Source organism: Streptomyces sp. NPDC014882 (assembly GCF_043081325.1).
Classification (GTDB): Bacteria; Actinomycetota; Actinomycetes; order Streptomycetales; family Streptomycetaceae; genus Streptomyces.
In genome coordinates, this window is sequence record NZ_JBIBWL010000001.1 from 73530 (window position 1) to 98104 (window position 24575).

Below are 24575 nucleotides of genomic sequence, written 5' to 3' on the forward strand. Positions count from 1 at the left end.
CGGGCCGAGGGCGGCTGCCTGCCGCGGGCGGCGGGGCTCGCGACCCGCGCGGCCGGCGGAGCCGCTCTCAGCCCTTCACCGCGCCCGTCAGCATCCCCTTCTTGAAGTGCCGCTGGACGAAGGGGGAGGCGACCGCTACGGGGATCAGGGCCAGGACCATGACGGCCATCTGGAGTCCCAGGGCGGACAACTCGCCGGTACGGACCGCCTGCTGGAGGCCTGTGGGCGCCTCGCTGTTCTTCTGGACCAACTGGATGAGCACGTTCTGCAGCGGCATCATCTGCTGGTCGGAGAGGTAGATGGAGGCGTTGAACCAGGCGCTCCAGTAACCGACCGCGTAGAACAGCGAGATGACGGCCAGCACCGCCCGTGACAGCGGCATGACGATGGTCAGCAGGATGCGCAGGTCGCCGGCCCCGTCGATGCGGGCGGACTCCGTGAGTTCGGGTGAGATCCCCATGAAGAAGGCGCGCAGGACGAGGATGTTGAAGACGCTGACGGCGCTCGGCAGGACCAGGGACAGGTAGGTGTCGGTGAGGCCCAGCGTCTGCACCAGGAGGTACGTCGGAATGAGGCCGGCCCCGAAGAACATGGTCGCCATCATGGTCATGAGGAAGAACCGGTGCCCCAGGCTGCCCGGCCGGGACAGGCCGTAGGCCGCGAGCACGGACACCGTCATCGAGAACAGCGTGCCGAAGAGCGTGACCCCGACGGAGACCATGATGGCCCGGCTCACCTGGCCGCCGCTGAGCAGTTCCGTGTAGTTGACGAAGGTGATGCCCTGGGGGATCACGACGAGGCCGCCGACCCGGTCGATCACGGGTTTCGGGGAGAGGCTGGTGACGATCACGATCCACAGCGGACCGAGGACCGCCAGGCAGCACAGGACCAGGAAGCCGCCCTTCGCGGTGAGTCCGGCCCTGCCGGGCGGCTCCTCCCACACGGGGCGGGCGGGAGCCTTGAGGCTGCGGACGAGCTGCGTGTTGAGGCTCACTTCTTGTACACCCCCTGCTCGCCGAGCAGGTGCGCGAACTTGTTCGCGCCCAGGACGAGGCAGATGCCGATGGCTCCCTTGACGAGGCCGACCGCGGCCGCGTAGCTGAAGTCGCCGTTCTGGATACCCATGTTCCACACGTAGGTGTCGAGGACCTCGCTGGCCCCGACGCCGACCGCGTCCCGCTGGAGCAGGAACTGCTCGAAGCCGACGCTCAGCGCGTCGCCCACCCGCAGGACCAGCAGCAGCGCGATCACCGGGCGCAGCGCCGGCAGCGTCACGTGCCACATGCGGCGCCAGCGTCCCGCGCCGTCCATCGCCGCGGCCTCGTACAGGTCGGTGCTGACGGCGGCCAGCGCGGCGAGGAAGACGATGATCCCCCAGCCCGCGTCCTTCCACACGGCCTGCGCGGTGACCAGGTACTTGAACAGGTCCGCGTCGGTCATCAGGTCGAAGCCGCTCCACCCGTGGTCCTCGAGGGTCTGCGCGATGATGCCCGCGCCTCCGAAGATCTGCTGGAAGACGGTGACCACGAGGACCCACGAGAAGAAGTGCGGCAGGTACATGATCGCCTGCGCGACGGCCCGGACCCGGGGCCGGATCACGCTGTTGATGAGCAGCGCGAGGGCGACGGGGATCGGGAAGTAGAGCACCAGTTGCAGCAGGAACAGCACGATGGTGTTCTTCGTGGCGTCCCAGAACAGCGGGTCGTCGACCATCCGCGAGAACTGCTCCGCACCGACCCACGGGCTGTGGAAGATCGCCGTGACGCCGTTGCTGGAGACGTACGGGTCGTAGTCCTGGAAGGCGACGACGTTGCCGAGCAGCGGGACGTAGTTGAAGATCAGGAGCAGGACGATGACGGGGAGCGTCATCAGGATGAGCGTGCGGTCGCGGCGCAGCCGGATCCGCCAGGGGACCTTGCCCGCCCTGCCCGCCTTGCCGGTCCCGTCCGCCCTGCCGGTCCTGCCCGGCACCCGGCGCTTCGCCACCGCGGTGGCGACCGCGGCCGCCGGCTCCTCGACGGCCGCGGGGGGACGAGTCCCGTCGGGCCTGCTCCCGGCCGTGAGAGACATCAGTTGCCGCTGCCGTTCTTGTCGATGAGCTCCTTGTACCAGTCGCGCAGCTTGTCGCCGCCGGAGGACTTCCACGTGGAGATGGCCTGCTGGACGTCGGACAGCTTCTTGTTGCCGCGGACGTAGTCGATCTCCAGCTGCTCGAACTGGCTGGAGAGGTTCGCGTAGCGGGAGGGCTCCACGATGTTCATGCCGTACGTGGACGTCTTCTTCGCGAAGGCGCCCATCCGCTGCTGCCACTCGACCTGCTTGCGGGCGATGTCGGGGTGGTCGGGGTGGGCGAAGTAGGCGGCGGGCGCCGCCAGCATCACCCAGGCGTTGATGACCTCGGAGTTGCCCTGGTCGGTCTTGACCGGGACGCCGCCCTCGACCGAGTAGTGGGTGCCCTCGACGCCGTAGTCGACGAGCATGCGCTCCTTGGTGCCGTAGGGGGCGGCGGCGAAGTCGGCGGCGGCCAGCGCGTTCTCCACGGTGGTCTTCGAGGCGCCCTTGCGGATCAGCGACCAGATGTTGGCCGGCTGGGAGGCGTGCAGCTTCGGGGCGCCGCCGTCGGGGCCGAAGATGTCCATGGCGTCGAGCTCGAAGTCCGGGTTCGCCGCGGCCTGTTCGGCGGTCTTGCCGTACCAGGCGGACATGTCGTTGTTGTAGACCAGGATCTGTCCGGCGGTGAACCGCTGGCCCGCGTCACCCGAGCGCGCCCTGTCGTCGGGGTGCACCACACCGGCGTCGAACAGCTTGCGGGTCCATTCCAGGGCCTCGAGGTACTCGGGCTGCTCGATGCGGTAGGTCACCTTGCCGTCCGCCCCCATGTCCCAGCCGAGCGCCCCGGAGGAGCGGACGCCGAAGACGTTGAAGGCGGTCCAGGACATGTCGCCGCAGGCGTACACCTTCGCCTTGGCGCTGGTGGCCTCCTTGGCCCAGCCGAGGAACTCGTCGGGCGACTTCGGTACGGAGTAGCCCTTCTTGTCGAAGAGGTCCTTGCGGTAGTAGGGCACGATGAAGGTCGCGTCGGCGGTGGGCATCGGGATGCCGCGCAGCGCGCCGCCGAAGATGCCCATGCGCCAGGCGTCGGAGGGGATGGCGGCCAGGTTCGGGTACTTCTTGACCTTGTCGCCCGCCAGGTAGGGGCCGAGGTCCATGAACTTCGCGGTGACCGCGTTCGCGATCTTGCCGACCAGCTCCCAGCCGGGCACGACCACCATGTCGGGTATGGAGCTGGAGGCGAGGACGGCGCCGAGCTTCTGGCCGTAGGTGTTGCCGTCCTGGTTCTGCCAGGTGACCTTGGTGCCCGCCGCGGCGTCGAGCGCCTTGTAGTAGGCGCAGTCGGGCTTCGGCGGAGAGCCCCAGAACGGCGACATGATCTTGATGGGCGCGCCGGTGCCGAGCTTCTCCGGGACCGACGTGGCGAGCGCCGTGAGGTCGACCTTGCCGGTGTAGCCGGCCGCCGAACCGTTCTTCGACGGCAGGTCCGGCCTGGCGACCGTGCTGGCGACGAACGCCGGGAGCAGCTTGTCCGCGGCCTTCCCCGAGGTGGCGCCCTCCTTCGAGCCGCTGTCCGACCCGCCGCAGGCTGCGAGCAGCGGCATCCCTCCGGCCACCGCCGCTGTGGCGACCGCCGTGGAGGCGAGGAAGCTTCTCCGGCTGGGTCCGGAAGGACCTGAGGAGGGGGAAGCGGCGTTCGGCGTCATTGCGTCAACCCTTCATGGCGCACCAGGACACCCGGCGGTGGCCGTCGGCTGCGGTGTCTCGAGTGGAACTGGCTGAGCTGAAGCGCCCCGTTCCCCGGTCGTCGGAGGGCTGTCCGCCCGGGAGCGGTGGCTCCGCACCGTCGAAGAATCGTCGAAGCGCTTCGATGTTGCAGTGAGGTTAAGTGAAGGCATGGGGGCGCACAAGGGTCGCTCCCAAGATTCCTCCGAGCCGTCCGGGATCGGTCCGCGCTCATACCCGGCTTGAAATGACGACCACGAGTCCCACTTGTTGCCGCCGGGTCCCTTGACACCCGCCCCGGGGCCGAATGAGCATCGAAGCGCTTCGAAAGCGTCTTCCCGCTCCATCGCAAAGGGAACCCCACGTGACCGCATCCACGCCGCCCGCCCCGCCGTTCCGCGACTCGCGCCTGCCGTTCGCGAAGCGCATCGACGATCTGCTGTCGCGCCTGACCCTCCAGGAGAAGATCTCCTTCCTGCACCAGTTCGCACCCGCCGTGGAACGGCTCGGCATCGGTGCCTTCCGCACCGGCCAGGAGGCGCTGCACGGGGTGGCGTGGATGGGCCCGGCGACGGTGTTCCCGCAGGCCGTGGGGCTGGGCGCGACCTGGAACGAGGACCTGGTGCGGCGGGTGGGCGAGGCGGTGTCCCAGGAGGTCCGCGCGATGCGCGCCCGCGACGAGCGGATCGGCCTCAACGTCTGGGCACCCACCGTCAACCTGCTGCGCCACCCCCTGTGGGGCCGCAACGAGGAGGGCTACTCCGAGGACCCGCGGCTCACCTCCGCCGTCGCCACCGCCTACACCCGCGGCCTGCGCGGCGACCATCCGGTCTACTGGCGCACGGCCCCGGTGCTCAAGCACTGGCTGGCCCACAACAACGAGACGGGCCGGGACGTCACCTCGTCCTCGGTCCGCCCGCGCGTGCTGCACGAGTACGACCTGCGGGCCTTCCGCGACACGGTCGAGGCGGGCGCGGTGGCCGGGGTGATGCCCGCGTACAACCTGGTCAACGGGCGTCCCAACCACGTCTCGCCGTATCTGCGCGAGCAGTTGCGGGCCTGGACCGAGCAGGAGCTGCTGGTCTGCTCGGACGCGGGCGCACCCTCCAACCTGGTCGACTCCGAGCACTACTTCGACACCCACGAGGAGGCGACGGCGGCCTCGCTGACCGCCGGCGTGGACAGCTTCACTGACCACGGCACCGACGGCTCGAAGATCGTCGAGCGGGTCACGGGCGCGTACGAGCGGGGGCTGCTGACCGAGGCGGACATCGACGCGGCGGTCCGCCGCCAGCTCTCGGTGCGGTTCCGGCTGGGCGAGTTCGACCCGGAGTACGACCCGCACGCGGGCACCGGCGCGTTCGACACCCCGGCCCACCGCGCCCTCGCCCGGGAGGCCGCCGAGCAGGCGGTGGTGCTGCTGCGCAACGACGGGGTGCTGCCGCTGGCGGCGGACACCCGGATCGCGGTGGTCGGCCTGCTCGCCGACGAGTGCAAGCTCGACTGGTACAGCGGCACCCTGATCCACCGCTCCACTCCCCTGGACGGGCTGTACGAGCGGTTCGGCGCGGAGCGGGTGGAGTTCGCGGAGGGCGTGGACCGGGTCCGGCTGCGGACCGCCGCCGGAACGTTCCTCACCGTGCCGGACGCCCCCGGGTCCGCCACCGGGACGCGCGGCGCCGAGGGCGCCCTGGACCCGGCGCTGCTCGCGGGCCGCACCGACCTGCCCCCGCTCACCGCCGGCCCCGAGGGCACCGAGTTCGCCCTGGTCGACTGGGGCGGGGACGTGCTCACCCTGCGCGCCCCCGACGGCCACTACCTCTCGGTCGCCGAGGACGGCTTCCTGCGCGCCTCCGCGGAGCAGCCCGGCGGCTGGGTGGTGCAGGAGACGTTCCGCCTGGAACCCCATGGCGACGGTCACCTCCTGCGGCATCTCGGCACGGGTCGCCACGTCCGGGTCGCCGCCGACGGCGTCAAGGTTGCCGACGCCGCCGACGGGGATCCCGAGGTGTTCGGCCTGGTCGTCACCGAGCGCGGCGCGGAGGCGGTGGCGCGGGCGGCGGCCGCGGCGGACGTGGTCGTGGTGGTGGCGGGCAACGACCCGCACATCAACGGCCGCGAGACCGAGGACCGCGCGACGCTGCGGCTGCCCGCCCACCAGGAGCGGCTGCTGGAGGCGGCCCGGACCGCGAACCCGCGGACGGTGCTGGCGCTGGTCTCGGCGTACCCGTACGCGATCGAGCCGGAGGACCTCTCCGCGGTGCTGTGGACGGCGCACGGCGGGCAGGCCGCGGGCACCGCCCTGGCCCGGGTGCTGGCCGGTGACGTCTCCCCCGCCGGCCGGCTCCCGCAGACCTGGTACGCGGACGACGCGGACCTGCCCGACCTGCTGGACTACGACGTGATCGGCGCCCGCCAGACGTACCTCTACTTCGAGGGCACCCCCTTGTTCCCGTTCGGGCACGGCCTGTCGTACGCCTCGTTCGGGTACGACGGCCTGGCGGTGCGGGCCGGGGAGGAATCGGTGCGGGTCTCCTTCACCGTGACCAACACCGGCGAGGTGACCGCCGACGAGGTGGCCCAGCTCTACGCACGAGCGGTGGACCCGTCGGTCACCCGCCCCCGGCGCGAGCTGCTGGCCCACCGCCGGGTCACGCTGGAGCCCGGCGCGCGGACGGAGCTGTCCTTCGAGGTCCCGCTGTCCGCGTTCGCGTTCTGGGACGTGGCGCGGGGCGGCTGGCGCCGCGAACCGGGGGCGTACGAGCTGCTGGCCGGCGCGTCCAGCGAGGACGTGCGGCTGCGGACGACGGTGACACTGGACGGCGACGCGGCCGCCCCCCGCCCGGTCCTGCGCGACGGGCTGGCCGCCGTCGACTTCGACGAGCAGAGCGGCGCGGAGATCGTGGACCGCACGAAGGCGGCGGGCGACGCGGTGACGCCCGCGGCGGACGGTACGGCCGAACTGCTCTACCGTGCCTGCGACTTCGGCGACGGCGTCACGGGCGTCACGCTGGAGGTGGCGGGCGCCGGCACGGTGGAGGTCTCACCGGCCGGCGGACCGCCGGTGACGCTGGCCCTCGGCACGCCCACGCCGGGGCCGTACGCCTACACCACGCTGGACGCCCCCTTCACCGCCGAGGGCGTCCACGACCTGCGCATCGGGCTGCGCGGCCCGCTGCGGCTCGCGCTCGTCGGCTTCTCCGGTCGAGGGTCCGGGGACGGCTGACGCGACCAGGGCCTGTCCGGCGGATCAAGTCGGAGGAAACCTACGGCGCCTTGGAGCCGAGGTGAGTGGGGTCCGGTGCGTTCGGCTGCAAGGCGGAGGAGGGCGTCGACGCGATGGAGGTCCCCCCGCGCGAACGCAGCCGAGCGTGGGGGAGTCGGCAACCGACGACAACGCCGCTGGGGGCACCCCTCTGGGGGAGGGCGTGCCGGACCCCGCGTCTCCGACATGATCCGCCGGGCAGGTCCTGAGGGGCCCGGCACCGACGGGGATCGGTGCCGGGCCCCTTCCGGAACACGTCAGAGCCTGCCGAGCACGTCAGAGGGCGAGACCGGTGAGGACCAGCACGCGCTCGTAGGTGTAGTCGTCCATCGCGAACCGCACGCCCTCGCGGCCCACGCCGGACTGCTTGGCGCCGCCGTACGGCATCTGGTCGGCGCGGTAGGAGGGTACGTCGCCGATGATCACGCCGCCGACCTCCAGCGCCCGGTGGGCGCGGAAGGCGGCCTGGAGGTCGTGCGTGAACACGCCCGCCTGGAGGCCGTACTTGGAGTCGTTGACGGCGGCGAAGGCCTCGGCCTCGCCGTCCACCTTGCGCACGGTGAGGACCGGTCCGAAGACCTCCTCGCAGGCGAGGGTGGTGTCCGCCGGCACGTCGGCGAGGACGGTCGGCGCGTAGGAGGCGCCCTCGCGCTTGCCGCCCGCGAGGAGGGCGGCACCCGCCGCGACCGCCTCGTCCACCCAGGTCTCGACGCGCTTGGCCGCCTCCTCGCTGACCAGCGGGCCGACGTCGGTCCGGTCGTCGGAGGGGTCACCGGTGACCTGGGCCTCGACGGCGGCGACGATGCGCGGCAGCAGCCGGTCGTACACGGAGGCGTCGGCGATGACCCGCTGCACCGAGATGCAGGACTGGCCGCCCTGGTAGTTGGAGAAGGTGGCGATGCGGGTCGCGGCCCGGTCGAGGTCGGCGTCGCTCGCGAAGTCGCCGAGGACGACGGCCGCGCCGTTGCCGCCCAGCTCCAGGGTGCAGTGCTTGCGCGGCACCGAGTCCATGATCGCGTAGCCGACCTTCTCGGAGCCGGTGAAGGAGATCACCGGCAGCCGCTCGTCCTGGACGAGGGCGGACATGCGGTCGTTGGAGACCGGCAGGATGCTCCACGAGCCGGCGGGCAGGCCGGTCTCGGCGAGCAGCTCACCGAGGATCAGGCCGGAGAGCGGGGTGGCCGGGGCCGGCTTCAGGATGATCGGCGCGCCGGCCGCGATGGCCGGGGCGACCTTGTGGGCGCACAGGTTCAGCGGGAAGTTGAACGGCGCGATGCCGAGCACGACCCCCTTGGGGAAGCGCCGGGTGAGGGCGAGGCGGCCCTCACCGCCGGCGTCGGTGTCGAGCCGCTGGGCCTCGCCGCCGTTGAACCGGCGGGCCTCCTCGGCGGCGAACCGGAACACGGACACCGCCCGGCCGACCTCGCCCCGCGCCCACTTGATCGGCTTGCCGTTCTCGCCGGAGATCAGCCGGGCGATCTCCTCGGTGCGCTCGGCGAGCCGCTTGCTGACGTGATCGAGGGCGGCGGCGCGGACGTGCGCCGGGGTGGCGGCGAACTCGTCCCGCACGGCGTACGCGGCGGCCACGGCCTCCTCGACCTGCGCGTCGGTCGGCACGCTGACCCTGCCGACGAGACGGCCGTCCCACGGGGAGGCGACGTCGAAGCTGTCCTCGCCGGTGACCTGGCGACCGGCGAGCCAGAAGGCGTGGGTGACCCCCGCGTTCTTTTCCTGGGGCATGTGAGTCCCGGCCCTTCCGCGTAATGAGGTGTGCTGGCTTTTCCCGGTCCACGGTAGGGGCGCGGGGGCAAGGGGTCGCTTGTCCGAGTCGTAGTGGTGGGGGCCGCGGGTACGCCTCTTTGGCGAGGTCGGCACGGGTCGGACGGGATCCGGCGGCGATCCGGCCGTGGTCCGGCACGGCCCACTAGGGCGTGTTGCGAAAGTAGCGTCGTCTGCCCGAAGGGCAGGCCCGGCGGCGTCTGGTGCGTGCGATCGCAAGGCGGAGGGTCGCCCCGATACTGGTTGTATCGGGGTGATCCCGACAACGCGGCGAGCGTGCGTGCCAGGCGTCGCCGGGCAGACGGGACTTTCGAAACACGCCCTAGCGCGCGATCCGCCGCAGGGCCAGCCACAGCGCCCCCAGCAGCAGCACGCCCAGGCACCAGCTCGCCACCACGTCCAGGGGCCAGTGGTAGCCCCGCCGCACCAGGCCGAAGGAGACGGCCGCGACCAGGACGACGGCCGTGGCGGCGACCGTCCGGCGGGCCGGCCGGGAGACGAGCCGGGGCAGCAGGACGAGCACGGCCGCGCCGTAGGCCACGGCCGCCGTCGCGGTGTGCCCGGAGGGGTAGTACCCGGTGGCCGGCGGCACCGCGGGCGTGCCCGGCCGGTCCGTCCACTCCTTCAGCGGTACGACGACCAGCGGCACCAGCACCATCAGCAGCGCCCCGGCGAGGGACGGCAGCCACCACCGCGGCACGCCCGCGGACCGCGCCCGCCGGGCGGCGTACCCGGCGACCAGCACCAGCACCGGCACCGCGACCCGCACGTCGCCCAGGTCGGCCAGCAATTCGGCGGCCCGGTCGGGGTGGACGAGAGCCCGGCTCAGGCGCGCGTCCAGGTCCAGCAGGGGGCCCTCGGCGGCGACCTGCCAGGTGATCAGGGCGAGCAGGAGCGCGGGCAGGCCGAACAGCAGCGTGCCCCGGGCGGCGCGTCCGGGGGCCGGCGGCGCCGCGGCGCCCTCGGCCCCGGGGCGGGAGCGGGTCGACATGGGCCCCAGCTTGTCAGGGCGGGCGCCGGTCCGGTGCGGCCGCCGGATCCGGGGCGGGGCGGAGGAGGGGCGGAACGGAAGAGGGGCGGAAAAAGGACCCCGGGCGTGCACCGGGGTCCATGCTCGGGGTCGACGCCCGGAGGCTCTCCGCCCGAGAAGTCAGAGATGTCAGAGATGTCAGAGAGGTTCAGAGATCCGAGACTTACCCGTAGTCGGGAAAGTCGGGGAAGTCCGGGAAGGAGGTCGGCCACCCCGGAACGGGGGGGATGGTTCCGGGGTGGCCGTCCGGATCGGGATGCCGCGCGCCCCGGGGGGTCTGGGGCGGGCGACCGTCCGATCGGTGAGGAGATCCGAAGCGCGAGGCTCCGGTCGTGTGCGCGAGGCACGACCAGGTCGAAGCCGGGGAGGCCCCGTCCCGGGTTCGCCCACAGTCCCCTGTGGGCGGGGTGTATCTCTCATCTGGGGAGAACCTACGGCAGTGACCGGCGGGGCGACAGACGGATCCCCCTCCCGCCATCCACCTCGCACACCTTCTTCACACGCTCTGCCCGGCCCGGAATTCCGTGGCTCCCGGACCGGACGCACAGGACCCGCCCGGACACGGGCGGCGGCCCTCCCGGACGGGGGCGGAAGCCCTCCCGGACGGGGGCGGAAGCCCTCCCGGACGGGGAGGGCGGCGGGCCGATCAGACGCCGGCGAAGGCCTGCTCGATGATGTCGAGGCCCTCGTTCAGCAGGTCCTCGCCGATCACCAGCGGCGGCAGGAAGCGCAGCACGTTGCCGTAGGTGCCGCAGGTCAGGACCAGCAGGCCCTCCTGGTGGCAGGCCTTGGCGAGCGCGGCGGTCGCCTCGGGGTCCGGCTCCTTCGTCGTGCGGTCCTTGACCAGCTCGACGGCGATCATCGCGCCGCGGCCGCGCACGTCGCCGATGACGTCGAACTTCTCCTGCATGGCGGTCAGGCGGCCCTTCATGACCTCCTCGATCCGCTTCGCCCTCGCGTTGAGGTCCAGCTCCTTCATCGTCTCGATGGAGCCGAGCGCGCCGGCGCAGGCGACCGGGTTGCCGCCGTAGGTGCCGCCGAGGCCACCCGCGTGGGCGGCGTCCATGATCTCGGCACGGCCGGTGACGGCGGCGAGCGGCAGACCGCCGGCGATGCCCTTGGCGGTGGTGATCAGGTCGGGGACGATGCCCTCGTCCTCGCAGGCGAACCACTGGCCGGTGCGGCAGAAGCCGGACTGGATCTCGTCGGCGACGAAGACGATGCCGTTGTCGGCGGCGAACTGGCGGATCGCGGGCAGGAAGCCCTTCGCGGGCTCGATGAAACCGCCCTCGCCGAGCACCGGCTCGATGATGATGGCGGCCACGTTGTCCGCGCCGACCTGCTTGGAGATCTGGTCGACGGCCTGCGCGGCGGCCTCGGGGCCGGCGTTCTCGGCACCGGTCGGCCAGCGGTAGCCGTAGGCCACCGGCACCCGGTAGACCTCGGGCGCGAACGGGCCGAAGCCGTGCTTGTACGGCATGTTCTTCGCGGTCAGCGCCATCGTCAGGTTGGTGCGGCCGTGGTAGCCGTGGTCGAAGACGACGACCGCCTGGCGCCTGGTGTACGCGCGGGCGATCTTGACGGCGTTCTCGACGGCCTCGGCGCCGCTGTTGAACAGCGCGGACTTCTTGGCGTGGTCGCCCGGGGTCAGCTCGGCGAGGGCCTCGGCGACCTCGACGTAGCCCTCGTAGGGGGTGACCATGAAACAGGTGTGGGTGAAGTCGGCGAGCTGCGCGGCGGCCCGGCGCACGACGGCCTCGGCGGAGGCGCCGACGCTGGTCACCGCGATACCGGAGCCGAAGTCGATCAGGCGGTTGCCGTCGACGTCCTCGATGATGCCGCCGCCCGCGCGCGCGGTGAACACCGGCAGCACGGAGCCCACGCCCTGCGCGACCGTGGCCACGCGACGGGCCTGAAGCTCCTGCGACTTCGGGCCGGGGATGGCGGTGACGACGCGGCGCTCCTGCGGAAGTGCGGTCATGGGGGGCTCCCTGATGATCTTGCGTACCGGGCGTACCGGGGTGCGTCCGCACGGACGCACAGGTCCTTTTCCCGCAGGTTAGGCCGGGCAGGGGGGTGCGGGCATGCTCCATGTGGGCGTTGTCGGCAGCTCCCGTTGTCCGCCGTGGACATAGCCGCTCGGGGGTCCGCCGCCGGCGCCCGGCCGCGTGAGCGGTGAACTCCCCAGGCGGGGGCGTTAGATTGACCGGCGATGGTGGACGCGGCGGCCGGTCAGGGGGCAGGGGCGATGGACAGCGACGGGACCCACGACACGCGGGGCACGCACGCGCGTCCCGTACCGCACCCGGCGGTACCGCCGGAGCGACCCGCCGGTCCCCCCGGTGTGCCGGAGCGCCCCGCCGCTCCTCCCGGTGTGCCGGCGCCGCCCCGGCCGGGCGAGGCACCGCCGCTGCCCGCCGGCGCTCCCCCCCTGCCCGCCGCCGGACCGCCGGTGCCGCACGCCGAGGGGCCGGGCGCTGGAGGGCCGGGCACCGGGACGCCGGGCGCCGGGCCCGCCTCCGCGGTCGCGGCGTGGCTGGACGAGCCCCGGGCGGCCGCCCGGCCGGGCATCTGGCGGTTCGGGTACCGGCTGCCGAAGGGCGCGCGGGCGAGCGAGCGGCTCGCGCCCGTCACCGTCGTCGGCCTGCTGATCCCGCTCGTGGTGGCGCTGGTGCTGTGGTCGCTGTGGCGCCGGGGCGGCCTGCCGTACCAGTTCGCGCCGTTGCGGCTGTTCACCCCGGACGACTGGTGGTGGGGCGGCACGCTCGCCTCGCCGAAGACCATGGAGGGCGCCGAGGCCCGGGTGGTGTACGACGGCGTGTTCTTCGCCGTCCTGGTGTACGCCATGGGGCGGCTGGGCAGCTGGCCCGACGTCGTGCGCCACTTCGTCGGCCGTCGGCCGCAGCCCGCGCGGGCGCTGCTCGGTCTGCTGGGCGCCCTGGTCGCGCTGAGCTTCGTGTTCCCGAGCGCCTTCCCGGGAGTGGGCTGGGACGCGCTGCCCGTCGTCGACCCGTTGTTCTCCCTGGTCGCCCTGATCGCCGGCGGCTACGACCTGTTCGCCTCCCGGCTGTTCACCGACACGCTGTACGCCGTGATCACCCTGCTCGTGGTGTGGCCGTTCGCGCGGGTCGGCGGCTGGTGGCCGTACGCGAAGGAACGCCTCGCCGCCCGGCGCGCGGCCGCCGGCCCCCGGGCGCCCGTTCCCGTCGAACGGCCGCGTGCCGAGTGGCCCGGGCTGCGGGACGCCGGGCAGCACGAGGCGGCCGACGTGCTGACCGCCGAGGTCGCGGCCGGGCGGATGAACGACGTCGACTGCGCGCGCGTCACGCGCGCGTGGACGACGGGCCGTCCGGACTTCCGCGAGACCGTGCTGCGGCAGGCCGGGGCCGCCTGGACCCACCCCTCCGGCTCCCGCGACCTGCCGCGGCGCACCGGCCGCCACGACCTGCTCGCGCACCAGGTGCGCATCGGGCGGTGGGTGGCCGCCGAGCGCGCCCCGGCGGCCTACCACGACGCGGGCGCCGCGCTCGGCCCGGACGTGCTGGGCACCTCGCTGCTCGCGGTCGGCCCGTCCGGCTCGGGCAAGACGCGGACGCTGGTGGAGCCGGTCGTCGAGGCGCTGGCACTCCAGGCGCTCACCGGGTCGTGCGCGCTCGTCGCCGTCTCCTCGGCCGGGAGCCCGCTCGCCGTGGACTCCGCCTTCGACGTGATCGTCCGGATCGGGGACCCCGCGTCGGTGCACGACCTCGACCCGTACGCGGAGTCCGACGACGCCGACGAGGCCGCCGCCGTCCTCGCCGAGGCGCTGGTGGGCGACCTCGACACGGTGGCCGCCCAGGGCGCGGCCACCGCCCTCGCCCAGCTCCTCGGCCCCTACCGGGCCGTGCACGGCCGCTTCCCCGCACTGCCGGTCCTGCGCGAGCTGCTGGAGGGCGAGCCGACGGCGCTGTCCGCGCTGCGCGAGGCCGTGGCCGGGGACGAGGTCATGCGCCGCGAGCTGGACGCGCGCGTCCGGCAGGCGGGCGCGCCCGGCGACCCGGGCCGGGCCCTCGCCGACCGGCTGGCGCTGCTGAACCGGCCGGTGTTCGCCGGGTTCCTCGGCGGGAGCGGCGAGGCGGGCGGGGCCGGTGGGGCGGGGAGCGGGTCGCACCGGGCGTTCTCCCTGCGGGCCGTCGCCCACCATCCGCTGCGGGTGCGCGTGGACCTGCCCGAGCGCGGCCACGAGGAGGCCGGCCGGCTGATCACGCGGCTGGTCCTCGCCCAGTTCCACGCGGTCGTGCGGGAGGCGGGGCGCACGCACTTCGCCGCCCTGGTCCTCGACGACGCGACGGGCGCGGTGACCGCCGGGTCGGTGCGCCGCATCCAGCGGCTGCGCTCGCAGAACGCGGGCGTGCTGCTGTCGCTGCGCACGGTCGCCGACGTCCCGGAGGCCCTGCACGGCCCGCTGTACGGGGCCGTCGGCTGCCGGATGGCGTTCTGCGGGATCACCACCTGGGACGGCAGCCGGTTCGCGCAGGCCTGGGGCACCGAGTGGGTGGAGACGACGGAGGTCGCCCGGCACACCGTCTTCGCCGACCAGCCGATGACCCGGGCCCTGCACGCCCTGCGGAAGCTGGTCACCGGCAAGGCCGTGACCACGGACGCGGTGACCGTGCGCCAGGTGGAACGGGAGCGGTGGTCGGCGTCGCAGCTGGCGCACGAGGTGCCGCCGGGGCACGCGGTGCTGTCCCTGACCACCGTCGGGGGTGAGCACGCGCCGCCGCTGCTGGTGGACCTGCGCGGCTGAGCCGGTCCGCGCGGCCGGGCGGGCCGGTACGGCCGGACGGATCCGCGCGGCCGAGCAGGTCCGCACGGCCGAGCAGGTGCACGCGGCCGAGCAGGTGCACGCGGCCGGAAGGAGGCGCGGGACACCCCTCCAGTGAGGCAGAATCGACATGACCGCTTCATACGAAGCGGCCAAGAGATCACCCGGTCGACCGCCCCCGCGTCCGCCCCAGACCTGAAGGTCCCATGCCGCCCACGCTCGCCTCGCTCGTCCACCACTCCGCGCTGAAACTGACCGTGCGGGCGGGCGGGGACCGCCTGGACGTACCGGTGCGCTGGGCGCACGTCAGCGAACTCGCCGACCCCGTGCCGTACATGGAGGGCGGGGAGCTGCTGCTGATCACCGCGCTGAAGCTGGACGCGGAGGATCCGGAGGCGATGCGGCGCTACGTGCGGCGGCTGGCCGGGGCCGGGGTGGTCGGGCTCGGCTTCGCCGTCGGCGTCAACTACGAGGAGATCCCGAAGGCTCTCGTGGACGCGGCCGAGGAGGAGGGGCTGCCCCTGCTGGAGGTGCCCCGGCGCACGCCGTTCCTCGCCATCAGCAAGGAGGTGTCGGCGGCGATGGCGGCCGACCAGTACCGCGCGGTGACGGCCGGTTTCGCGGCCCAGCGGGAGCTGACCCGGCAGGCGCTGACGGACGGCCCGGAGGGGCTGCTCGCCGCGCTCGCCTCCCAGGTCGACGGCTGGGCCGCGCTCTACGACGCCTCGGGGGCCGTCGTCGCGAGCGCGCCGGAGTGGGCGGGGCGGCGGGCCGCGCGGTTCACGGCGGACGTGGAGCGGCTGCGGGAGCGGCCGGCGCCGGCCTCGGCGGTGGTCGGCGGGCCCGGGCACTCCGACCACGACGACCGGGTCGAACTGCACTCCCTGGGCACCGGCCGCCGCCCGCGGGCCTCCCTCGCGGTCGGCACGGCGTCGACGCTCGGCACGGCGGAGCGTTACGCGGTCCACTCGGCGATCGCCCTGCTGACCCTCACCACGGAACGCTCCCGCTCGTTCCAGGCGGCGGAGCAGCGGATCGGGGTGGCGGTGCTGCGCATGCTGCTGGCGGGCGAGCCGGACCACGCGCGGGCCGTCGCCGGTGACCTGTACGGCGGCCTGCTGGACGCTCCGTTCCGGGTCCTGGTGGCCGACGAGCCGGCGTCGGCGCGGGCCCACGCCGACGCGTCCCCGCACGCGCGCGCGTCCGGCGCCGCCGACCGGGCCGGGGACCCGCTGGGCCGGCTCGTCGAGGTCGTGGAGACGGCGGCCGCCCGCTCCGGGGAGACCGTGCTGGTGGTGCCCGAGGGCGAGCGGCTGGTGGTGCTGGCCGCCGACGGGGGCGCGGCGGTCGCGGCCGCCGTCTCGTACGGGACGGCGCTGGAGGACGCGCGCGCCTCCGGGTCGGAGGGCGAGGAGGACGACCTGGTCGTCGGCCTGTCCGCACCGGCCGGTCCGATCGCCGCGGCGGCCGCGTACAAGCAGGCCGAGCAGGCGCTGTCGGTGGCGCGGCGCCGGGGGCGGGTCCTCGTGGAGCACGAGCGGCTCGCGGCGGGCTCGGTCCTGCCGCTCCTCGCGGACGACGCGGTGAAGGCCTTCGCCGACGGTCTGCTGCGGGCCCTGCACGAGCACGACGCGACGGGCCGGGGCGACCTGGTGGCCTCCCTGCGCGCCTGGCTCTCCCGCCACGGCCAGTGGGACGCCGCGGCGGCCGACCTGGGCGTCCACCGCCACACCCTCCGCTACCGCATGCGCCGCGTCGAGGAGATCCTGGGCCGCTCCCTGGACGACCCGGACGTACGGATGGAGCTGTGGCTGGCCCTCAAGGCGACCGCACCGGAGTAGCGGCGGGCGGCACGGGCGGCCGGCGTGAGGGCGCGGGCGGACACGCACGGCGGCCGGCGGGACCGTCAGCTGTCGAAGCCGAGCCCGAGCCGGTCCATGGTCCGCAGCCACAGGTTGCGCCGGCCACCGTGCGTGTCCGCCCGCGCCAGCGACCACTTGGTGAGCGCGATGCCGGTCCAGGCGAACGGTTCGGGCGGGAAGGGCAGCGGCTTCCTGCGGACCATCTCCAGCGAGGTCAGCTCGGTGGGCTCGCCCGCCAGCAGGTCGAGCATCACCTCGGCGCCGAACCGGGTCGCGCCCACGCCGAGCCCGGTGTAGCCGGCGGCGTACGCCACCCTGCCGTGGTGGGCCGTGCCGAAGAACGCCGAGAAGCGCGAGCAGGTGTCGATCGCGCCGCCCCACGCGTGCGTGAAGCGCAGCCCCTCCAGCTGGGGGAAGCAGGTGAAGAAGTGTCCGGCGAGTTTGGCGTACGTCTGCGGCCGGTCGTCGTACTCGGCGCGCACCCGGCCGCCGTACGGGTAGATCGCGTCGTAGCCGCCCCACAGGACGCGGTTGTCGGCGGAGAGCCGGAAGTAGTGGAACTGGTTGGCGCTGTCGCCGAGGCCCTGCCGGTTCTTCCAGCCGATCGCGTCGAGCTGACCGGCGCTCAGCGGTTCGGTCATCAGCGCGTAGTCGTAGACGGGCACGGTGTAGGCGCGGACCCGTCTGACCAGGCTGGGGAAGACGTTCGTGCCGAGCGCGACCTGCCGCGCGCGGACCCGCCCGTACGGGGTGCGGACGGCCATCCCCGCGCCGTACGGCTTCAGCGTCAGCGCGGGGGTGTGCTCGTGGACGCGGACGCCGAGGCGCAGGCACGCCCGCTTCAGGCCCCACGCGAGTTTGGCCGGGTGGAGCATGGCCACGCCGCGGCGGTCGTACAGGCCCGCCCGGAAGGTGGGCGAGGCGACCTGCTCGCGCACGGCGTCGCCGTCGAGGAACTCGATGCCGTCGGCGAGGCCCCGGCCCTCGATCTCCTCGTACCAGTCGCGCAGTTCGCGCGCCTGGTACGGCTCGGTCGCCACGTCGATCTCGCCGGTGCGCTCGAAGTCGCAGTCGATGCCGTACCGGGCGATCGCCGCCTCGATCTCGTCGAGGTTGTGCGCGCCCAGTTCCTCGAGCCGGTGGATCTCGTCCGGCCAGCGGGTCAGCCCGTTGGCCAGGCCGTGGGTGAGGGAGGCCGCGCAGAAGCCCCCGTTGCGGCCGGAGGCGGCCCAGCCCACCTCGCGGCCCTCCAGCAGCACCACGTCCCGCTGCGGTTCGCGCTCCTTGGCGACCAGCGCGGTCCACAGTCCGCTGTACCCGCCGCCGACGACCAGCAGGTCGCAGGTCGTGGCGCCGGTGAGGGCGGGCTCGGGACGGGGCCTGCCCGGATCCTCCAGCCAGTACGGGACCGGCCTCGCCTGCGCGAGCGATGCCGTCCAGTGGTGCTCTCCGTCACGGCTCATGGCGCTCGGGGCCATGATGTCAACTCCCTACGGGGGTGTTCGGCGGATACGGGAGGCAGGCGGGGTTCAGGCCTTCTGCCTCTTGCGGCGGTTGGTGACGACCATGGAGGTCAGCACGAGCAGGACGGCGACGAGGAACATGGCCGTGCCGACGACGTTGATCTGGACGGGCGTCCCGCGCTGTGCCGAGCCCCAGACGAACATGGGGAAGGTGACGGTCGAGCCCGCGTTGAAGTTGGTGATGATGAAGTCGTCGAAGGAGAGCGCGAAGGCGAGCAGCGCGCCCGCGGCGATGCCCGGCGCGGCGATCGGCAGGGTGACCCGCAGGAAGGTCTGCAGCGGGCCGGCGTACAGGTCCTGGGCCGCCTGTTCCAGCCTCGGGTCCATCGACATGACGCGGGCCTTGACGGCCGTCACGACGAAGCTGAGGCAGAACATGATGTGGGCGATGAGGACCGTCCAGAATCCCAGCCGCGCCCCCATGTTGAGGAACAGGGTGAGCAGCGAGGCCGCCATGACGACCTCGGGCATGGCCATGGGCAGGAAGATCAGCGAGTTCACGGCGCCGCGCGCGCGGAAGCGGTAGCGGACGAGCGCGAAGGCGATGGCCGTGCCGAGCGCGGTCGCGCCGAGCGTCGCCCAGAACGCGATCTGGAGGCTGAGCGACAGCGATCCGCAGAGTCCGGAGACCCCGCACGGGTCCTTCCAGGCGTCCGTGGAGAACTGCTGCCACGCGTAGTTGAAGCGCCCCTTCGGCTTGTTGAACGAGAACACCGTGACGACGACGTTGGGCAGCAGCAGGTAGGCGAGCGTCAGCAGGCCCGCGATGACGACGAGATTCCTCTTGAACCAGTGGACGAAGGGCATCAGACCAGGTCCTCCGTCCCCGACCGGCGGATGTAGAAGGTGACCATGAGCAGGATCGCGGCCATGAGGAGGAAGGAGAGGGCCGCGGCCGTCGGATAGTCCAGCACCCGCAGGAACTGCGTCTGGATGACGTTGCCGATCATGCGGGTGTCGGTGGAGCCGAGGAGTTCGGCGTTGACGTAGTCGCCGGACGCCGGGATGAAGGTCAGCAGCGTGCCGGAGACCACGCCCGGCATCGACAGCGGGAAGGTGACCTTGCGGAAGACGGTGACGGGCCTGGCGTACAGGTCGCCGGCCGCCTCGTGCAGCCGTCCGTCGATGCGCTCCAGCGAGGTGTAGAGCGGCAGGATCATGAACGGCAGGAAGTTGTACGTCAGGCCGCAGACCACGGCCAGCGGCGTGGCCAGCACCCGGTCCCCCGAGGTCCAGCCGAGCCAGCTCGTCACGTCGAGCACGTGCAGCGCGTCGAGGGCGCCGACGACGGGCCCGCCGTCCGAGAGGATCGTCTTCCAGGCGAGGGTGCGGATCAGGAAGCTGGTGAAGAACGGCGCGATCACCAGGACCATGATCAGGTTGCGCCAGCGGCCGGCGCGGAAGGCGATCAGGTAGGCCAGCGGGTAGCCCAGCACCAGGCACATCACCGTCGCGGCGGCCGCGTAGAGGACCGAGCGCAGGAACTGCGGCCAGTAGTCGCCCAGGGCGTCCCAGTAGGTCGCGAAGTGCCAGGTGACCTTGTAGCCCTCTTCGAGGGAGCCCGTCTGCACGGACGTGGAGGCCTGGTAGACCATCGGCAGCGCGAAGAAGACCAGCAGCCAGAGCATGCCGGGCAGCAGCAGCCAGTACGGCGTCAGGCGGCCGCGCCTGCGGGGCGGCTTCTTCCCGGGCGCCGTCGGGGAGAGAGGCGGTGGCGCCTCGGTGAGCGTCGCCATGTCAGACCGCCGCCTCTTCCTGGATGCCGGCCTCGATGTCCTGCGCGGCGTCCAGGCCGAAGGTGTGGGCCGGGCTCCAGTGCAGGACGACCTCGGCGCCGGGGACCAGCCGGGGGTCGCGGTCGACGTTCTGGACGTAGACCTCGAGGCCGGGGCAGACGGCGCTGTCGACGACGTACTGCGTGGAGACCCCGATGAACGAGCCGGCGGCGATCGTGCCGGTGACGCGGTTGCGGCCCTCCGGGATCCCGCCCGCGTCGTCGGCGTGGGTGAGGGAGATCTTCTCGGGGCGGACGCCGACCAGCACCTTGCCGCCGGTGGTGGCCGGCGCGGCGCAGCGGGCCGCGGGCAGCACGAGCTTGCCGCCGCCGGCCCTCAGCACGATGTCCGCGCCGCCGGCGGAGTCGACCTCGGCCTCGATGAGGTTGGAGGTGCCGAGGAAGTTCGCGACGAACGTGCTGCGCGGGTTCTCGTACAGGTCGGCGGGCGGGCCGAGCTGCTCGACGCGGCCCGCGTTCATCACGGCGACCGTGTCGGCCATGGTCATGGCCTCCTCCTGGTCGTGCGTGACGTGCACGAAGGTGATCCCGACCTCGGTCTGGATGCGTTTGAGCTCCAGCTGCATCTGGCGGCGCAGCTTGAGGTCGAGGGCGCCGAGGGGCTCGTCGAGGAGGAGCACCTCGGGGTGGTTGATGAGGGCGCGGGCCACGGCGACGCGCTGCTGCTGGCCGCCGGAGAGCTGGTGCGGTTTCTTGCGGGCCTGCTCGCCGAGCTGGACCAGTTCCAGCATCTCCTCGACCTGCTTCTTCACGCTCTTGATGCCGCGCCGGCGCAGGCCGAAGGCGACGTTCTCGAAGATGTCGAGGTGCGGGAAGAGGGCGTAGGACTGGAAGACGGTGTTCACGGGCCGCTTGTGGGGCGGGAGGGCCGTGACGTCCTGGTCGCCGAGGTGGACGGTCCCGGAGGTGGGCTCCTCCAGGCCGGCGATCATGCGCAGGGTGGTGGTCTTGCCGCAGCCGGAGGCGCCGAGCAGGGCGAAGAACGAGCCCCGGGGGACGGTCAGGTCGAGCGGGTGGACGGCGGTGAAGGAGCCGTAGGTCTTGCTGATGCCGGTGAGGCGGACGTCGCCGCCGGCGTTGGTCGTCGTCTTCATCTCGTCACGCCCCAGTGAGCTTCGCGAACTGCGCTTCATAAGCCGTCTCTTCCTTCGCGCTCAGCGAGCGGAAGGCGTGCGACTTGGCCTGCATGGCCTTGTCGGGGATGATCAGCGGGTTGTTCGCCGCGTCCTCGTCGATCTTCGCCAGTTCGTCCTTCACGCCGTCGACGGGACAGACGTAGTTGATGTAGGCGGCGAGTTCGGCGGCCGGCCGCGGCTCGTAGTAGTAGTCGATGAGCCGCTCGGCGTTCGTCTTGTGACGTGCCTTGTTGGGGATCAGCATGTTGTCGCTGGACGTGATGTAGCCGCTGTCCGGGATCAGGAAGTCGATGTCCGGGCTGTCGGCCTTGAGCTGGACGACGTCACCGGCCCAGGCGATGCAGGCGGCGAAGTCGCCGCTGGTGATGTCCGAGGTGTAGTCGTTGCCGGTGAAGCGGCGGATCTGGCCGCTGTCGACGCCCTTCTGGAGCCGGGCGATCGCCGCCGCGTAGTCGTCGTCGGTGAACTTCCCCGGGTCCTTGCCCATGTCCAGCAGGGTCATGCCGATGCTGTCGCGCATCTCGGTGAGGAACCCGACGCGCCCCTTGAGCCTGGGGTTGTCGAGCAGGTCGGAGACGGACTTCACCTCGATGCCGTCGAGCGCCTTCTTGTTGTAGGCGATGACCGTGGAGATGCCCTGCCAGGGGTAGGAGTAGGCCCGTCCGGGATCCCAGTCGGGGCTGCGGAACTGGCTCGACAGGTTGGCGTAGGCGTGCGGCAGGTGGGAGGGGTCCAGTTTCTGGACCCACCCGAGGCGGATGAGGCGGGCGGCCAGCCAGTCGGTGAGGACGACGATGTCGCGGCCGGTGTCCTGGCCCGCGGCGAGCTGCGGCTTGACCTTGCCGAAGAACTCGTTGTTGTCGTTGATGTCCTCGGTGTACTCGACCTTGATCCCGGTCCGCTTCGTGAACGCGTCGAGCGTCGGGTGGTGCTTGCCCGCCTCGTCGACGTCCATGTACTCGGTCCAGTTGGAGAAGCTGACGGTCTTCTCCCGTTCCGAGTGGTCCTCGGCGGACGTGCCGCCCTCGGTCCTGCCGGCCGCGGGGATCCCGCAGGCGCTCAGCGCCCCGAGGCCGCCCAGGGCCAGGGCGCCGCCCGCCGAGGCGCGCAGCAGCGACCTGCGGGTCATGGCAGCCCTGCCGCTCCGGAGGCTGCGTCGTATGGCGGCCGCCTGGGGCGGGGTCAGGCGGTCTGGCTCGTACTGCTCCATGCGCGTGGTGCCCTTTCGGGAGGGTTCGGCCTGGTCGGCGGCCGGATGCGTGACTAGGTGACTAGCGGTCCCCGAAGACGGTGCGGTGCCAGTCCTTGCGGACCACCGCGGTGTTGTCGAACATGACGTGCTTGATCTGGGTGTACTCCTCGAACGAGTACGCGGACATGTCCTTGCCGAAGCCGGACGCCTTGTACCCGCCGTGGGGCATCTCGCTGATGATCGGGATGTGGTCGTTGACCCACACGCACCCGGCCTTGATCTCGCGCGTCGCCCGGTTCGCCCGGTAGACGTCCCGGCTCCACGCCGAGGCGGCCAGGCCGTACGGCGTGTCGTTGGCGAGCGCGATGCCTTCGTCGTCGCTGTCGAAGGGGAGGACCACGAGGACCGGCCCGAAGATCTCGGACTGGACGATCTCGCTGTCCTGCGCGGCGTCCGCGACCAGGGTGGGGAGATAGTACGCGCCGTTCTTGAGATCTCCCTGGGGGACCTCGCCGCCGGTCACCACGCGCGCGTAGCCGCGTGCCCGGTCCACGAAGGCGGCGACCCGGTCGCGCTGGACGTGCGAGACCAGCGGTCCGAGGTCGGTGCCCGCGGCGAAGGGGTCGCCGAGCCGGACGGTCTCCATGAGGGCCGCCGTCCTCTCGACGAACGCCTCGTAGAGGGGCCGCTGCACGTACGCGCGCGTGGCAGCCGTGCAGTCCTGCCCGGTGTTGATGAGCGAGCCGGCGACCGCGCCCTGCACGGCGGCGTCCAGGTCGGCGTCGTCGAAGACGACGAAGGGCGCCTTGCCGCCCAGTTCCAGGTGCAGCCGCTTCACGGTGGCGGTGGCGATCTCCGCGACCCGCCGGCCGACGGCCGTGGAGCCGGTGAAGGAGGTCATGGCCACGTCGGGGTGGCCGACGAGGCGCTCGCCCGCCTCCCGCCCGGTCCCGGTGACGATGTTGACCACGCCGTCGGGGATGCCCGCCGCGGTCGCCGCCTGTGCGAAGAGGAGGCTGGTGAGCGGGGTGAGTTCGGCGGGCTTGAGCACGATGGTGTTGCCCGCGGCGATCGCCGGGAGGATCTTCCAGGCGGCCATCTGGAGGGGGTAGTTCCAGGGGGCGATCGAGCCGACGACCCCGACGGGCTCGCGCCGCACGTACGAGGTGTGGTCGCCGGAGTACTCGCCGGCCGACCGGCCCTGCAGGTGCCGGGCGGCTCCCGCGAAGAAGGCGGTGTTGTCGATGGTCCCGGGGACGTCGAACTCGCGGGTCAGCTTCAGCGGTTTGCCGCACTGGAGGGACTCGGCGCGGGCGAGGTCCTCGGCGTGGTCGGCGAGGACGGCGGCGAAGCGGTGCAGGGCGTCGGAGCGCTCGCCGGGGGTGGCGCCCGCCCAGGCCGGGAAGGCGGCCCGGGCGGCGGCCACGGCCGCGTCGACGTCGTCCGCCCCGGCCAGCTCGTAGGTGAGGACCTCTTCCCCGGTGGCCGGGTCGGTCACGGCGTGCGCGCGGCCGGACGTCCCCTCGCGGAGGCGGCCCGCGATGTACTGGGCGCCGTCCGCGAAACGTTCCCGTGCGGGAAACCGGCCGACCGGGTCCGGGGTGGTGCTTCCCGGGTTCTGCATGTCGCTCTCCTCCGCCTTCGCCCCGATGTCCACGGGGGCGGGTGACGTAGCTCCAGCCTGATTTGAGTGCCGATCCTGACAGAGCAATAGGACTCCAACAAGTGATTCCGTTGTTGCCTTTTGGTTACGCGACGGAATCTGTCGACCAGGTGTCGAGTCGAGCCGGAAAAGGCGAGACGCACTGTCAGTGGCGCGTGCCACAGTGGAATGCATGGCGAAGATCGATTCCCGGGAAGCCCTGATCAAGGAGGTCCGCACGGGGGCGAGAATCAAGTATCTGCATTTCTGGGGCCACCGTGCGCGGCCCGACGGGCGGGTGGGTGCGAGCTGCCTGAGCCAGTGGTGGCCGTCCCCCTTCACCGTGGCCGGTGTGGAGTACCGCACGGCCGAGCACTGGATGATGGCCAGCAAGGCACGTCTGTTCGGTGACGCGGAGGCGGAGCGGCGGGTGCTGGCCGCCGGCCACCCCTCCGAGGCCAAGAAGGCCGGGCGGCTGGTGCGCGGCTTCGACGAGGCGGTGTGGGAGCGGGAGCGGTTCCGGATCGTGGTCGAAGGCAGCGTCCACAAGTTCGGCGCGCACCCGGAGCTGCGGGGTTACCTGCTGGGCACGGGCGAGCGCGTGCTGGTGGAGGCCAGCCCCGTGGACCGCGTCTGGGGCATCGGTCTCGCCGCGGACGACGCGGCCGCGGCGGACCCGGAGCGCTGGAGGGGCCTCAACCTGCTGGGTTTCGCGCTGATGGAGGCGAGACCGCTGCTGCGGGAGGCCTGAGCGGGCCGGAGCGGGACGG

At 72.6% G+C, this 24575-nt stretch carries 16 protein-coding genes; 4 read left to right on the forward strand and 12 right to left on the reverse strand.

Features of this window, described 5'->3' with window-relative positions:
- Positions 1–67: 67 nt before the first annotated feature.
- The 3 genes from ACF09K_RS00275 to ACF09K_RS00285 are packed head-to-tail and all read right to left on the reverse strand — an operon-like array spanning position 68 to position 3758.
- On the reverse strand, positions 68–994 hold the full coding sequence (locus ACF09K_RS00275; protein ID WP_392240242.1) for a carbohydrate ABC transporter permease: 927 nt from the start codon (positions 992–994) through the stop codon (positions 68–70).
- Positions 991–2070 carry an ABC transporter permease gene (locus ACF09K_RS00280; RefSeq protein ID WP_392240243.1) on the reverse strand — a complete coding sequence of 360 codons (1080 nt, stop codon included), beginning with the start codon at positions 2068–2070 and terminating at the stop codon, positions 991–993. Before ACF09K_RS00280 ends, ACF09K_RS00275 begins: the two co-directional genes overlap by 4 nt.
- Entirely contained in the window at positions 2070–3758 is a 1689-nt protein-coding gene (locus ACF09K_RS00285; protein ID WP_392240244.1) for an extracellular solute-binding protein, read from the reverse strand. The genes ACF09K_RS00280 and ACF09K_RS00285 overlap by 1 nt, the downstream gene beginning before the upstream one ends.
- 383 nt (positions 3759–4141) lie before the next feature.
- Here ACF09K_RS00285 and ACF09K_RS00290 point away from each other — a divergent pair, with 383 nt between their 5' ends.
- On the forward strand, positions 4142–7003 hold the full coding sequence (locus ACF09K_RS00290) for a glycoside hydrolase family 3 C-terminal domain-containing protein (protein WP_392240245.1): 2862 nt from the start codon (positions 4142–4144) through the stop codon (positions 7001–7003).
- Between the two features lie 315 nt (positions 7004–7318).
- Here the strand turns inward: ACF09K_RS00290 and ACF09K_RS00295 are convergent, their stop codons facing one another.
- The 3 genes from ACF09K_RS00295 to gabT all read right to left on the reverse strand — a co-directional run bounded on the left by ACF09K_RS00295 (position 7319) and on the right by gabT (position 11832).
- Positions 7319–8782 carry an aldehyde dehydrogenase family protein gene (locus ACF09K_RS00295; protein ID WP_392240246.1) on the reverse strand — a complete coding sequence of 488 codons (1464 nt, stop codon included), beginning with the start codon at positions 8780–8782 and terminating at the stop codon, positions 7319–7321.
- A gap of 361 nt (positions 8783–9143) precedes the next feature.
- On the reverse strand, positions 9144–9812 hold the full coding sequence (locus tag ACF09K_RS00300; protein ID WP_392240247.1) for a phosphatase PAP2 family protein: 669 nt from the start codon (positions 9810–9812) through the stop codon (positions 9144–9146).
- A gap of 685 nt (positions 9813–10497) precedes the next feature.
- Entirely contained in the window at positions 10498–11832 is a 1335-nt protein-coding gene (gene gabT / locus ACF09K_RS00305; protein ID WP_392240248.1) for a 4-aminobutyrate--2-oxoglutarate transaminase, read from the reverse strand.
- Positions 11833–12099: 267 nt separating this feature from the next.
- On the opposite strand from gabT, the gene ACF09K_RS00310 reads away from it, so the two are divergent.
- Positions 12100–14637, forward strand: coding sequence for an ATP/GTP-binding protein (locus ACF09K_RS00310; RefSeq protein ID WP_392240249.1), 2538 nt, complete (start codon positions 12100–12102; stop codon positions 14635–14637).
- A 224-nt stretch (positions 14638–14861) separates the two neighbouring features.
- Positions 14862–16496, forward strand: a complete 1635-nt coding sequence (locus ACF09K_RS00315) for a PucR family transcriptional regulator (RefSeq protein ID WP_392240250.1) — start codon at positions 14862–14864, stop codon at positions 16494–16496.
- 65 nt (positions 16497–16561) lie between these two features.
- Here the strand turns inward: ACF09K_RS00315 and ACF09K_RS00320 are convergent, their stop codons facing one another.
- From ACF09K_RS00320 to ACF09K_RS00345, 6 genes are all read right to left on the reverse strand, one after another.
- The gene (locus ACF09K_RS00320) at positions 16562–17995 is read right to left on the reverse strand and encodes an NAD(P)/FAD-dependent oxidoreductase (RefSeq protein ID WP_392240251.1); all 1434 of its coding nucleotides are present in this window, start codon (positions 17993–17995) and stop codon (positions 16562–16564) included.
- A 51-nt stretch (positions 17996–18046) separates the two neighbouring features.
- On the reverse strand, positions 18047–18847 hold the full coding sequence (locus ACF09K_RS00325; RefSeq protein ID WP_392240252.1) for an ABC transporter permease: 801 nt from the start codon (positions 18845–18847) through the stop codon (positions 18047–18049).
- Complete coding sequence (locus tag ACF09K_RS00330; RefSeq protein WP_392240253.1) at positions 18847–19776, reverse strand: ABC transporter permease; 930 nt, start codon at positions 19774–19776, stop codon at positions 18847–18849. Before ACF09K_RS00330 ends, ACF09K_RS00325 begins: the two co-directional genes overlap by 1 nt.
- A 1-nt stretch (position 19777) precedes the next feature.
- Entirely contained in the window at positions 19778–20929 is a 1152-nt protein-coding gene (locus ACF09K_RS00335; protein ID WP_392240986.1) for an ABC transporter ATP-binding protein, read from the reverse strand.
- A 4-nt stretch (positions 20930–20933) separates the two neighbouring features.
- Positions 20934–22181 carry a spermidine/putrescine ABC transporter substrate-binding protein gene (locus ACF09K_RS00340; protein ID WP_392240254.1) on the reverse strand — a complete coding sequence of 416 codons (1248 nt, stop codon included), beginning with the start codon at positions 22179–22181 and terminating at the stop codon, positions 20934–20936.
- Positions 22182–22242: 61 nt separating this feature from the next.
- The gene (locus tag ACF09K_RS00345) at positions 22243–23787 is read right to left on the reverse strand and encodes a gamma-aminobutyraldehyde dehydrogenase (protein WP_392240255.1); all 1545 of its coding nucleotides are present in this window, start codon (positions 23785–23787) and stop codon (positions 22243–22245) included.
- A gap of 211 nt (positions 23788–23998) precedes the next feature.
- On the opposite strand from ACF09K_RS00345, the gene ACF09K_RS00350 reads away from it, so the two are divergent.
- A complete protein-coding gene (locus tag ACF09K_RS00350) occupies positions 23999–24556 on the forward strand; it encodes an NADAR family protein (protein ID WP_392240256.1) in 558 nt (185 codons plus the stop codon).
- The last annotated feature ends 19 nt before the right edge of the window (positions 24557–24575 follow it).